The sequence below is a fragment of the Modestobacter versicolor genome, assembly GCF_041028285.1.
Lineage (GTDB): Bacteria > Actinomycetota > Actinomycetes > Mycobacteriales > Geodermatophilaceae > Modestobacter > Modestobacter versicolor_A.
Map to the genome: position 1 here is coordinate 1,046,487 of NZ_JABGDB010000001.1, position 13,284 is coordinate 1,059,770.

Below are 13,284 nucleotides of genomic sequence, written 5' to 3' on the forward strand. Positions count from 1 at the left end.
CGCCACGGTCCGGGTGGTCGGGGCCGGTCCGGTGGTTCATCCTGAAGGGTCCGAGGAGGGGTCATGAGCGTCCTCGACGACATCGTCGCCGGCGTCCGTGAGGACGTCGGGGCACGGCAGGCCGCCACCCCGCTGACCGAGGTGCAGGCCGCGGCCCGCGACGCCCGGCCGGCGCTCGACGCCCTCGCCGCCCTGCGCGCCCCCGGCGTCGGGGTGATCGCCGAGGTCAAGCGGCGCAGCCCCAGCAAGGGCGACCTCGCCGCGATCGCCGACCCGGCCTCCCTCGCCGCCCAGTACGCCGCCGGCGGTGCCCGGGTGATCAGCGTGCTCACCGAGCGCCGCCGCTTCGGCGGTTCGCACGCCGACCTGGCCGCCGTCCGCGCCGCCGTCGACGTCCCGGTGCTGTGCAAGGACTTCGTGGTCAGCAGCTACCAGGTGCACGAGGCGCGGGCCCACGGCGCCGACGTCGTCCTGCTGATCGTCGCCGCGCTGGAGCAGAACGCGCTCACCGGCCTGCTCGAGCGGGTCGAGTCGCTCGGCATGACGGCGCTGGTCGAGGTGCACACCGAGGCCGAGGCCGACCGCGCGCTGTCCGCCGGGGCCGTCGTCATCGGGGTCAACGCCCGCGACCTCACCACCCTCTCGGTCGACCGCAGCACCTTCGAGCGGATCGCCCCCGGCCTGCCCAGCGACGTGGTCAAGGTCGCCGAGTCCGGCGTCCGCGGCCCGCACGACCTGATCAGCTACGCCGGGGCCGGCGCCGACGCCGTGCTCGTCGGCGAGGGCCTGGTCACCGCCGGGGACCCCCGCCAGGCGGTGGCCGACCTGGTCACGGCCGGCTCGCACCCGGCCACCCCCCGCACCACCCGCTGATCAGGCCTCGTCCCGAGGCTCACCCCGAGCTCGCGAGGGATGAGGAGGACGAGGTCCTTCGTCTGCAGGGGCAGGGAGGTCCCTACTCTGGGGGCATGACCCTCTCCGCGCACGCTCCGGCCCCTGACGTCGGCTCCGGCCATGCAGACGCCACGGCGCCGTCCGAGTGGCCGGACGCGACCGGTCACTTCGGTCCCTACGGGGGCCGGTTCGTCCCCGAGGCGCTGATCGCCGCCCTGGACGAGCTCACCGCCGCCTACGAGGCGATGCGGGTCGACCCCGCGTTCATCGAGGAGTTCGCCCGGCTGCAGCGCGACTACACCGGCCGGCCGAGCCCGGTCACCGAGGTGCCGAAGTTCGCCGAGCACTGCGGCGGCGCCCGGGTGCTGCTCAAGCGCGAGGACCTCAACCACACCGGCTCGCACAAGATCAACAACGTGCTGGGGCAGGCGCTGCTGACCAAGCGGATCGGCAAGAGCCGGGTGATCGCCGAGACCGGCGCCGGCCAGCACGGGGTGGCCACCGCGACCGCGGCCGCGCTGATGGGGCTGTCCTGCACCGTCTACATGGGCGAGGAGGACACCCGGCGGCAGGCGCTGAACGTCGCGCGGATGCGGCTGCTGGGCGCCGAGGTCATCCCGGTCACCACCGGCTCGCGCACCCTCAAGGACGCCATCAACGAGGCGTTCCGCGACTGGGTGACCAACGTGGAGACCACCAACTACGTCTTCGGCACCGTCGCCGGCCCGCACCCGTTCCCGACCATGGTCCGCGACTTCCAGCGGGTCATCGGCGACGAGGCGCGCCAGCAGGTGCTCGACCGGGAGGGCACGCTGCCCGACGTCGTGCTGGCCTGCGTGGGCGGCGGCTCCAACGCCATCGGCATCTTCACCGCGTTCGTGCCCGACACCGGCGTCCGGCTGGTCGGCCTGGAGGCCGGCGGCGACGGGGTGGAGACCGGCCGGCACGCGGCGACCATCACCGGCGGCGACCCGGGGGTGCTGCACGGGGCGCGGTCCTACCTGCTGCAGGACGACAACGGCCAGACGATCGAGTCGCACTCCATCTCCGCCGGGCTCGACTACCCCGGCGTCGGCCCGGAGCACGCCTTCCTGCACGACATCGGCCGGGCCGAGTACCGGCCGGTCACCGACGCCGAGGCGATGGAGGCCTTCGCGCTGCTGTGCCGCACCGAGGGCATCATCCCGGCGATCGAGTCGGCGCACGCGCTGGCCGGCGCCATGACGGTGGGCCGGGAGCTAGGCCCGGACGCGCTGCTGCTGGTCAACCTCTCCGGCCGCGGCGACAAGGACGTCGAGACGGCCAGCGCCTGGTTCGGTCTCGGCGAGGAGACCGCGCCGACCGACGACGACGAGCGCGCGGTCGAGGCCGGCCGCGGCGCCGAGCCGGGCCCGGGCCTGGACGACGACCAGCGGGCGACCGAGGGCGCCGTGACCAACGACCGGGCCGTGGCCGGCCAGGACGCGGGGGAGCAGGCATGAGCCTGCTGCAGACCCGGATCGCCGCCGCCCGCGCCGAGGGCCGCGCGGCGCTGGTCGCCTACCTGCCGGTCGGCTACCCCGACGTCGACACCTCGATCGCGGCCATGGTCGCCGCGGTCGAGGGCGGCGCCGACGTCGTCGAGGTCGGCGTCCCCTACTCCGACCCGGGGATGGACGGACCGGTGATCCAGGAGGCCGTCGACGTCGCCGTCCGGGCCGGGGTCGGCCTGCGCGACGTGTTCCGGGCGGTCGAGGCGGTCGCGGCCGCCGGCGCCGTCCCGGTGGTGATGAGCTACTGGAACCCGATCGAGCGCTACGGGGTCGACCGGTTCGCCGACGACCTGGCCGCCGCCGGGGGAGCCGGGGCGATCACCCCCGACCTCATCCCGGACGAGGCCGGCGCCTGGTTGGCCGCCTCCGAGCGCACCGGGCTGGACCGGGTGTTCCTGGTCGCGCCGAGCTCGACCGACGCCCGGCTGGCCGCCACCGCGCGGGCCTCCCGCGGCTTCGTCTACGCCGCCTCCACCATGGGCGTCACCGGCACCCGGGCCACGGTGGGCGACGCCGCCGAGCGCCTGGTCGCCCGCACCCGCCAGGTGACCGGCACCGCGGTCTGCGTCGGCCTCGGCGTCTCCGACGGCGACCAGGCCGCGGAGGTCGCCGGCTTCGCCGACGGCGTGATCGTCGGCTCGGCCTACGTCCGCACGCTGCTGGAGGGGCGCGGCCCCGACGGCGTGCGTGTCCTGTCCCAGGAGCTCGCCGGCGGCGTCCGGCGTGCGAAGGTGCCCACATGACCGTGCTCGCCGCGATCCCGAGCCCGACCCAGGGGGTCTGGGAGCTCGGGCCCTTCCCGCTGCGCGGCTACGCGCTGTGCATCATCGCCGGCATCATCGTGGCCTGCTGGCTCGGTGAACGCCGCTGGGTCGCCCGTGGCGGCGCCCCCGGCGACGTCCTCGACGTGTCGGTGTGGGCGGTGCCCTTCGGCATCGTCGGCGGCCGGATCTACCACGTGCTCACCACCCCGGAGCCCTACTTCGGCGAGAACGGCGACCCGCTGCGCGCCTTCGCCATCTGGGAGGGCGGCCTGGGCATCTGGGGCGCCATCGCCCTCGGCGGCGTCGGCGCCTGGATCGGCTGCCGCCGCCGCGGCATCCCGCTGCCGGCCTGGGCCGACGCGCTGGCCCCGGGCATCGTGCTGGCGCAGGCGATCGGCCGGCTGGGCAACTGGTTCAACAACGAGCTCTACGGCCGCGCCACCGACCTGCCCTGGGGCCTGACCATCCACCGCTGGGACTCCTCGGCCGGCCGGGCGCTCACCGACGCCAACGGTCAGGCCGAGGTGCTGGGCACCTTCCACCCGACGTTCCTCTACGAGCTGCTGTGGAACGTCGGCGTCGCGCTGCTGGTCATCTGGGCCGACCGCCGCTTCCGGCTCTCCCACGGCCGGGCGTTCGCCCTCTACGTGGCCGCCTACTGCGCCGGCCGGGTGTGGATCGAGGCGCTGCGCATCGACACCGCAGAGCAGTTCTTCGGCATCCGGCTCAACGTCTTCACCTCGGTCGTCGTCGGCCTGCTGGCCATCGTCTACCTGTTCCTGCAGCGCGGCCGGCCCCGCGAGGTCATCACCCGCGGCCAGGAGAAGGAGGCCGCCACCCGCACGTCGGTCCCGGCGGCCGACACCGGGGCGGGCACCGACGCGGCCGCCGACGCAGGAACTGGCACTGGGACCAGCACGGGGGCCGGCGAGGGGGCCGGCGCCTCCCGGCCGGCCGCCGACCCGGTGGAGGCCCGCGCCGACGGGCCGGCCGACCGCCGCCCGGCCGGCCGGGACGACGAGGGCGGGCGCCCGGCGACCGGCTGATCGTGGGGCCCGCGGCCCGCCTCCGGCACCGTCCTCCCGTCGTCCGGACGAGACATGCGTGACACCAGCTGGACATGTCGCACAGGTGACGGTGCTGTGTACGCTCATCGTCGGCCGACCAGTGATCCTGGGCAGGCCGGCGACGTCGGAACCGGGCCAGCGCTGCCCCGAGCACGACCACCCCGCGCGGCCACCCGCCCCCGCGGGTGCGCGGTCCTCGGGCCGGCTCGGACGCACCGCGTCCCGCCGGCCGCTGCAGCCCCACCCGTCGGGCCCCCGGTCCGCCGACCGGCCCCACCGACCACCGCACCACCCTCCAGCACTGACCACCCGGCGGGGTCCCCGTGGCCCCCCGCACCAGCGCCTCCCCTCCCGGCTCCGCTCGCGGGGCCACCGGTGGAGGGTCGCCGCGGCCAGCCGACGACGGGAGTGACATGTCCGACCTCGCCGCCCCCTCCCCGTCCCAGCACGACGGGGTCCAGCCGTTCTCGACCGCCCCGGGCACCGCGGTGCCGTTCTCGGCCCTCCCGGCCGCCGCCGGCCTCTACGACCCGGCCCGCGAGCACGACGCCTGCGGTGTCGCGTTCGTCGCCGACGCCCGCGGACGGCGCTCCCGCTCGATCGTGTCCGCCGGGCTCACCGCCCTGCACAACCTCGACCACCGCGGCGCGGCCGGGTCCGAGCCGAACTCCGGTGACGGCGCCGGCATCCTCACCCAGGTCCCCGACGCGCTCTTCCGCGACAGCGTCGACTTCGACCTGCCGCCGGCCGGCGAGTACGCCGTCGGCATCGCCTTCCTGCCCGCCGACGAGTCCGAGCGGGCGTCGGTCGTCGACGCGGTCGCCGGTCTCGCCGCGGAGGAGGGGCTGACCGTGCTGGGCTGGCGCGAGCTGCCCGTCGACCCCGACGGCGCCGACCTCGGGCCCACCGCCCGCCGGGTGATGCCGCACTTCGCCCAGCTGTTCGTCGCCGAGACCACCGGCGCCCGGGCCGACGCCGCCGCCTTCGGCGGCACCGTCGCGCCGCACGGGGTCACCCGGCTGGAGCGGCGCTGCTTCGTGCTGCGCAAGCGCGTCGAGCGGTCGGCCCGGGACTCCGGGACCAGCTGCTACATCACCTCGCTGTCCTCCCGCACGATCACCTACAAGGGCATGCTGACCACCGACCAGCTGCCGGCGTTCTTCCCCGACCTGCGCGACGAGCGCTACGAGTCGGCCATCGCCCTGGTCCACAGCCGCTTCTCCACGAACACCTTCCCGAGCTGGCCGCTGGCCCACCCGTTCCGCTTCATCGCGCACAACGGCGAGATCAACACGATCAAGGGCAACCGCAACCGGATGCGCGCCCGCGAGGCCAAGCTGGAGACCGAGCTGTTCGACGGCCCGGCCGGCCCGGCCAGCGAGCTCGGCCTGGAGCGGATCTTCCCGGTCACCGCCAGCGACTTCAGCGACTCGGCCACCTTCGACGAGGTGCTCGAGCTGCTGCACCTGTCCGGCCGCTCGCTGCCGCACGCGGTGCTGATGATGATCCCGGAGGCGTGGGAGAACCACGACGAGATGGACCCGGCCCGCCGGGCCTTCTACCGGTACCACTCCTCGATCATCGAGGCCTGGGACGGCCCGGCCTGCGTGGCGTTCACCGACGGCTCGCTGATCGGCGCCGTGCTCGACCGCAACGGCCTGCGGCCCGGCCGCTGGTGGCGCACCAAGGACGACCTGGTCGTGCTGGCCAGCGAGGCCGGCGTGCTCGACATCCCGCCGGGCGACGTCGTCGCCAAGGGCCGGCTGCAGCCGGGCCGGATGTTCCTCGTCGACACCACCGCCGGCCGGATCGTGGCCGACGAGGAGGTCAAGGGGGCGCTGGCCGCCGCGCAGCCCTACGACGACTGGCTGCACGCCGGCCTGGTGCACCTGCCCGCGCTGCCCGAGCGGCGCCGGTCGCGGCCCAGCCACGAGTCCGTCGTCCGCCGGCAGCAGCTCTTCGGCTACACCGAGGAGGAGCTGCGGATCCTGGTGCAGCCGATGGCGGCCAGCGGTGCCGAGCCGATCGGCTCGATGGGCACCGACACCCCGATCGCCTCGCTGTCGGACCGCTCGCGCCAGCTGTTCGACTACTTCACCCAGCTCTTCGCCCAGGTGACCAACCCGCCGCTGGACGCCATCCGCGAGGAGCTGGTGACCAGCCTGGGCCGCACCTTCGGGCCGGAGCAGAACCTGCTCAAGGCCACCCCGGCCTCGTGCCGGCAGGTGTTCCTGCCCTACCCGGTCATCGACAACGACGAGCTGGCCAAGATCCTGCACATCGACGACGACGGCGACCTGCCCGGCTTCGCCGCCGTCCGGATCACCGGCCACTTCGACGTCACCGGCGGCGGCACCGCGCTCGCCCAGGCGATCACCGAGCTGCGCACCAAGGTCAGCAAGGCGATCGCCGCCGGCGCCCGGGTCATCGTGCTGTCCGACCGCGACTGCGACGAGAAGCGCGCGCCGATCCCGTCGCTGCTGATGACCGCCGCCGTCCACCACCACCTGGTGCGCGAGCGCACCCGGATGGAGGTCGGCCTGGTCGTGGAGACCGGCGACTGCCGCGAGGTGCACCACGTCGCGCTGCTGCTGGGCTACGGCGCCGCCGCGGTCAACCCGTACCTGGCCTTCGAGAGCGTCGAGGACCTGATCCGCACCGGCACCCTCACCGGCGTCCAGCCCGCGCAGGCCGTCCGCAACGTGGTCAAGGCCATGGGCAAGGGCGTGCTCAAGGTGATGAGCAAGATGGGCATCAGCACCGTCGGCTCGTACACGATGGCGCAGATCTTCGAGACCGTCGGGCTGAGCAAGGCCGTCGTCGACGAGTACTTCACCGGGACGTCGGCCACGCTGGACGGCGTCGGGCTGGACGTGCTGGCCGAGGAGGTGGCCATGCGCCACCGCCGGGCCTACCCCAGCAACCCGACGGAGACCGCGCACCGCCGGCTGGAGACCGGCGGGGAGTACCAGTGGCGCCGCGAGGGCGAGGTGCACCTGTTCAACCCCGAGACGGTGTTCCTGCTCCAGCACGCCACCCGGTCCCGGCAGTACGACGTCTTCCAGCGCTACACCGACACCGTCGACGGGCTGTCCGCCCAGGCGGCGACGCTGCGCGGCCTGTTCGAGCTCAAGGTCGGCGACCGGCCCGCCGTCCCGGTCGAGGAGGTCGAGCCGATCAGCGAGATCGTCAAGCGCTTCCAGACCGGCGCGATGAGCTACGGCTCGATCTCCGCCGAGGCGCACGAGACGCTGGCGATCGCGATGAACCGGCTCGGTGGCCGCTCCAACACCGGCGAGGGCGGCGAGGACCCCGACCGGTTCACCGCCGACCCCAACGGCGACCTGCGCCGCTCGTCGATCAAGCAGGTGGCCAGCGGCCGCTTCGGGGTGACCAGCGAGTACCTGGTCAACGCCGACGACATCCAGATCAAGATGGCCCAGGGCGCCAAGCCCGGCGAGGGCGGTCAGCTGCCGGGCAGCAAGGTCTACCCGTGGGTGGCCCGCACCCGGCACTCCACGCCCGGCGTCGGCCTGATCAGCCCGCCCCCGCACCACGACATCTACTCGATCGAGGACCTCAAGCAGCTCATCCACGACCTCAAGAACGCGAACAACGAGGCGCGGGTGCACGTCAAGCTGGTCTCCGAGTCCGGCATCGGCACCGTCGCGGCCGGGGTGGCCAAGGCCAAGGCCGACGTCGTCCTGGTGTCCGGGTTCGACGGCGGCACCGGTGCGGCGCCGCTGACCTCCCTCAAGCACGCCGGGACGACGTGGGAGATCGGGCTGGCGGAGACCCAGCAGACGCTGCTGGCCAACGGGCTGCGCGACCGGATCGTCGTCCAGGTCGACGGGCAGATGAAGACCGGCCGGGACGTCATCGTCGCGGCGCTGCTGGGTGCGGAGGAGTTCGGCTTCGCCACCGCCCCGCTGGTGGTCGAGGGCTGCGTGATGATGCGCGTCTGCCACCTGGACACCTGCCCGGTGGGCGTGGCCACCCAGAACCCGGAGCTGCGCAAGCGGTTCACCGGCAAGCCCGAGTTCGTGGTCACCTACTTCGAGTTCATCGCCCAGCAGGTGCGCGAGCACCTGGCCCAGCTCGGCTTCCGCTCGATCGACGAGGCCGTCGGCCACGCCGAGCTGCTCGACGTCGCGCCGGCCCTCTCGCACTGGAAGGCCGCCGGCCTGGACCTCTCCCCGGTCCTCGCGGTGCCCGACCTGCCCGAGGGCACCCCACGGCGCCGGGTCCGCAGCCAGGACCACGGGCTGGACGTCGCCCTGGACCAGACGCTGATCCAGCTCTGCGAGGGTGCGCTGCTCGACGCACGCCCGGTGCACCTGGAGCTGCCGGTGCGCAACGTCAACCGCACCGTCGGCACGATGCTGGGCTCGATGGTCACCCGCCGCTTCGGCGGCGAGGGGCTGCCCGACGGCACCATCGCCCTGACCTTCACCGGGTCGGCCGGGCAGTCCTTCGGGGCCTTCCTGCCGCGCGGCATCACCATGACCCTGGTCGGGGACGCCAACGACTACGTCGGCAAGGGCCTGTCCGGCGGCCGGATCGTCGTCCGGCCCGCGCCGGAGGCGACCTTCGCCGCCGAGGACAACGTCATCGCCGGCAACGTCATCGGCTACGGCGCGACCAGCGGCGAGCTGTTCCTCCGCGGCCGGGTGGGCGAGCGGTTCTGCGTCCGCAACTCCGGTGCGCTGGCCGTCGTCGAGGGCGTCGGTGACCACGCGCTGGAGTACATGACCGGCGGCACCGCGGTCATCCTGGGCGCGACCGGGCGGAACATCGCCGCGGGCATGTCCGGCGGCATCGGCTACGTGCTGGACCTGGCCACCCACCGGGTCAACGGCGAGATGGTGGACGTCGAGCCGCTGGACGGGCAGGGCGCGCAGTGGCTGCGCGACGTGCTCGAGCGCTACCGCGAGGCGACCGGCTCGGCCGTCGCGACCAGCCTGCTGGCCGACTGGGGCCGCTGGTCGGAACGCTTCAGCGTGATCATGCCGCGGGACTACCGGCGGGCGATGGAGGCCCGGCGGGCCGCCGAGGCCGCCGGGTACGACGTGGACGTCGCAGTGATGGAGGCCGCACGTGGTTGACAGCACCGGGTTCCTGAAGTTCGACCGGCAGATGCCCCCGCGGCGCCCGGTCGAGCTGCGGCTGCTGGACTGGAAGGAGGTGTACCTGACCCGCGACACGGGTGAGGACGCCGTCTTCCCGGTGCAGGCCGTCCGTGAGCAGGCGGCGCGCTGCATGGACTGCGGCATCCCGTTCTGCCACCACGGCTGCCCGCTGGGCAACCTGATCCCGGAGTGGAACGACCTCGCCCGCCGGGACGACTGGCAGGAGGCGATCGAGCGGCTGCACGCGACGAACAACTTCCCCGAGTTCACCGGGAAGCTCTGCCCGGCGCCGTGCGAGTCCGCCTGCGTGCTGAACCTGGAGAACGCGCCGGTCACGATCAAGCAGATCGAGTGGGAGATCATCGACCAGGCGTTCCTCAACGGCTGGGTCACCCCGCAGCCGCCGGCGGAGCTGTCGGGCCGGAAGGTCGCCGTCGTCGGCTCCGGGCCGGCGGGACTGGCTGCCGCGCAGCAGCTGACCCGCGCCGGCCACGAGGTCACCGTCTACGAGCGGGACGACCGGGTCGGCGGGCTGCTCCGCTACGGCATCCCCGAGTTCAAGATGGAGAAGCGCCACCTGGACCGCCGGCTGGACCAGATGCGCGCCGAGGGCACCCGGTTCGTCACCGACGCCGACGTCGGCGGCACCGGCGAGGGCGCGGTCACCACCGAGGCGCTGCGGGCCGGGTACGACGCCGTGGTGCTGGCCATCGGCACCCCGGTCGCCCGCGACCTGCCGCTGCCCGGCCGGGAGCTGGACGGCGTGCACTTCGCCATGGAGTACCTGCCCTTCGGCAACCGCGAGGCGCTCGGCGAGCTCGACGCCCCGCCGATCAGCGCCGAGGGCAAGCACGTGGTGATCATCGGCGGTGGCGACACCGGCGCGGACTGCCTGGGCACCGCCCACCGGCAGGGTGCGGCCAGCGTCGCGCAGCTGGACTACAAGCCCTCCCCGCCCGGCTCGCGGCCGCAGGACAACCCGTGGCCGACCTACGAGATGGTGCTGCGGGTCTCGCCGGCCCACGAGGAGGGCGGCGAGCGGCTGTTCGCGGTCAACACCGAGGCCTTCCTCGGCGACGACCAGGGCCGCGTCCGCGCCATCGAGGTCGTGGAGATCGAGATCGTGGACGGCGAGCGCCGGCCGCGGCCGGGCAGCACCCGCGAGCTCCCCGCCGACCTGGTGCTGCTCGCGCTGGGCTACACCGGGCCGCAGACCACCGGGCTGGTCGAGGAGCTCGGCTGCGGCGTCGACGAGCGAGGCCGGGTCACCCGCGACACCGAGTACATGTCCAGCGTCCCGGGGGTGTTCGTGGCCGGTGACATGGGCCGGGGGCAGTCGCTGATCGTGTGGGCGATCGCCGAGGGCCGGGCGGCCGCGGGCGCGGTCGACGACTGGCTCACCGGCAACTCGATGCTGCCCCGCCCGGTGACCCCGGACGCCGTCCCGCTGCGCTGACCGCGGACCTCCCCGGACGGCCAGAACCGCTGGTCGCACGGGGGATGAGACGTCCCTGACGACTGCTGCTCCCTCGGGGGACACGGTGGACCCCGTCCGCCGTGCCGCCCCGGGGAGCGGCTACTTTTGGGCCATGTCTCGTCGCGCGAAGATCGTCTGCACCCTGGGCCCGGCCACGTCGTCCCTGGAGCAGATCACCGCACTCGTCGAGGCCGGCATGGACGTCGCCCGCCTCAACTTCAGCCACGGCAAGCACGCCGACCACGAGACCGCCTACCGGCACGTCCGCGCCGCCTCCGACCAGGTCGGCCACGCGGTCGCCGTCCTGGCCGACCTGCAGGGCCCCAAGATCCGGCTCGGCACCTTCGCCGACGGCCCGGTGGAGTGGGAGACCGGCAGCCGGGTGTGCATCACCGTCGAGGACGTGCCCGGCACCGCCGACCGCGTCTCGACGACCTACAAGGACCTCGCCAACGACGCCCGCGTCGGCGACCGGCTGCTGGTGGACGACGGCAAGATCGCGCTGACCGTCGTCGACGTGCAGGGCCCGGACGTCTTCTGCCTGGTGCTGGAGGGCGGGCCGGTCTCCAACAACAAGGGCCTGTCGCTGCCCGGTGTCGCCGTCAGCGTGCCGGCCATGTCGGAGAAGGACGCCGAGGACCTGCGCTTCGCGCTGTCCCTGGGCGTGGACTTCGTCGCGCTGTCCTTCGTCCGCTCGGCGAAGGACGTGGAGCTGGTGCGCGAGATCATGCACCAGGAGGACGTCGAGTGCCCGGTCATCGCCAAGCTGGAGAAGCCCGAGGCGGTCGAGAACCTCGAGGCCATCGTCGACGCCTTCGACGGGATCATGGTCGCCCGCGGCGACCTGGGCGTGGAGCTGCCGCTGGAGCAGGTGCCGCTGGTGCAGAAGCGCGCCGTGCAGGCCGCCCGTGAGCGCAACAAGCCGGTCATCGTGGCCACCCAGATGCTGGAGTCGATGATCGAGAACTCCCGGCCCACCCGGGCCGAGGCCTCCGACGTCGCGAACGCCGTGCTCGACGGCGCCGACGCCGTGATGCTGTCGGGGGAGACCTCGGTCGGCCGGCACCCGATCGGCGTGGTGCGCACGATGGAGCGGATCATCGCCGCGGTCGAGGCCGGCGAGATCCTCACCCCGACGCTCAAGCGCGCGCCGGCCAGCCGCCCCGCCGCGATCGTCCGGGCCGCCAAGGACATCGGCGAGGCCCTCGACGTCGCCGCGCTGGCCGCCTTCACCGCCACCGGCAGCAACGCGCGCCGGCTGGCCTCGCTGCACACCCGGCTGCCGATCCTGGCCTTCACCAACGACCCGCGGGTGCGCAGCCGGCTGGCGCTGTCGTGGGGCGTGGAGACCTTCATCGTCCCGACGGTCTCGCACACCGACGACATGGTCGCCCAGGTCGACTTCTCCCTGCTGTCCATCGGCCGGCTCAAGGAGGGTGACAAGGTGGTCGTGGTGGCCGGGTCGCCGCCGAACACCGCCGGCTCGACGAACCTGGTCCGGGTGCACGAGGTGGGGACCGAGGCGTGAGCTCGTCGGCGGGGGTGACGTCGGGTCCGGCCGCGGACCTGATGGAGGTGCTGGCCCTGGAGGAGCGCGGGCCGGACCTCTACGTCGGCCTCACCCCGGCGACGACCCTGCAGCGGATCTTCGGCGGGCAGGTGGCCGCGCAGGCGCTCACCGCCGCGCAGGCCACCGTCTCCGCCGACCGCGCGGTGCACTCGCTGCACTCGTACTTCCTCCGGCCGGGCGACCCGCACGAGGAGATCCGCTACGAGGTGGACCGGATCCGGGAGGGCCGGACGTTCAGCACCCGCCGGGTTGTGGCGCGGCAGACCCGCAAGGGCGCCGACGTGGCGATCTTCGCGCTGACCGCCGACTTCACCGCGGGGGAGCGGGCGGTGGTGGAGCACTCGCTGCCGATGCCCGAGGTCCCCGGACCCGAGTCGCTGCCCGGGCTGGCCGAGGTCATCGCCGCGCACCCCGGCCGGGACGACGCGTCGAACGCCATCTCCCGGGCCGTCGAGCAGCGCTACCTGTCCGACCCGTACGACCCCGAGCCCCGGCTGCCCCCGGACACCGCCTTCCGGGTGTGGTTCCGAGTGACCGGACGGCTGCCCGACGACGAGGCGGTGCACGCCGCGGCGCTGACCTTCGTCAGCGACCTGACGCTGCTGTCGGCCGGGCTGGCCCGGGTCGGCGGCGGCTGGGGCGGGTCGACGGTGGGCGCCAGCCTGGACCACGCGCTGTGGTTCCACCGGCCGATGCGCGCCGACGAGTGGTTCCTCTACGAGACCGACAGCCCGGCGGCGGCCAGCGGCCGCGCGCTGTGCTTCGGGCAGGTCTGGTCCGCCGACGGCACGCACGTGGCCTCGGTCGCCCAGGAGGGGCTCATCCGCTCGCTCGGCTGAGCCCCCCCTGCG

8 protein-coding genes are annotated in these 13,284 nt (G+C 74.0%); all 8 read left to right on the forward strand.

Going from position 1 to position 13,284, the window contains the following annotated elements; all coding sequences use genetic code 11:
- Positions 1-63: 63 nt before the first annotated feature.
- The 8 genes from trpC to HL054_RS05285 all read left to right on the forward strand — a co-directional run bounded on the left by trpC (position 64) and on the right by HL054_RS05285 (position 13,272).
- Positions 64-873 (forward strand): indole-3-glycerol phosphate synthase TrpC, encoded by an 810-nt coding sequence (gene trpC, locus HL054_RS05250; RefSeq protein ID WP_369137742.1) that lies wholly within the window; start codon positions 64-66, stop codon positions 871-873.
- A 95-nt stretch (positions 874-968) separates the two neighbouring features.
- Positions 969-2,375: a tryptophan synthase subunit beta gene (gene trpB / locus HL054_RS05255; RefSeq protein WP_369137743.1), complete on the forward strand. Its 1,407-nt coding sequence runs from the start codon at positions 969-971 to the stop codon at positions 2,373-2,375.
- On the forward strand, positions 2,372-3,169 hold the full coding sequence (gene trpA, locus HL054_RS05260) for a tryptophan synthase subunit alpha (RefSeq protein WP_369137744.1): 798 nt from the start codon (positions 2,372-2,374) through the stop codon (positions 3,167-3,169). The genes trpB and trpA overlap by 4 nt, the downstream gene beginning before the upstream one ends.
- Positions 3,166-4,236: a prolipoprotein diacylglyceryl transferase gene (gene lgt / locus HL054_RS05265; RefSeq protein ID WP_369137745.1), complete on the forward strand. Its 1,071-nt coding sequence runs from the start codon at positions 3,166-3,168 to the stop codon at positions 4,234-4,236. The genes trpA and lgt overlap by 4 nt, the downstream gene beginning before the upstream one ends.
- Positions 4,237-4,670: 434 nt before the next feature.
- Positions 4,671-9,362 carry a glutamate synthase large subunit gene (gene gltB, locus HL054_RS05270; protein ID WP_369137746.1) on the forward strand — a complete coding sequence of 1,564 codons (4,692 nt, stop codon included), beginning with the start codon at positions 4,671-4,673 and terminating at the stop codon, positions 9,360-9,362.
- Complete coding sequence (locus HL054_RS05275; RefSeq protein WP_369137747.1) at positions 9,355-10,842, forward strand: glutamate synthase subunit beta; 1,488 nt, start codon at positions 9,355-9,357, stop codon at positions 10,840-10,842. The genes gltB and HL054_RS05275 overlap by 8 nt, the downstream gene beginning before the upstream one ends.
- 133 nt (positions 10,843-10,975) lie before the next feature.
- Positions 10,976-12,391, forward strand: a complete 1,416-nt coding sequence (gene pyk, locus HL054_RS05280) for a pyruvate kinase (protein ID WP_369137748.1) — start codon at positions 10,976-10,978, stop codon at positions 12,389-12,391.
- On the forward strand, positions 12,388-13,272 hold the full coding sequence (locus HL054_RS05285) for an acyl-CoA thioesterase (protein WP_369137749.1): 885 nt from the start codon (positions 12,388-12,390) through the stop codon (positions 13,270-13,272). Before pyk ends, HL054_RS05285 begins: the two co-directional genes overlap by 4 nt.
- Positions 13,273-13,284 lie beyond the last annotated feature (12 nt).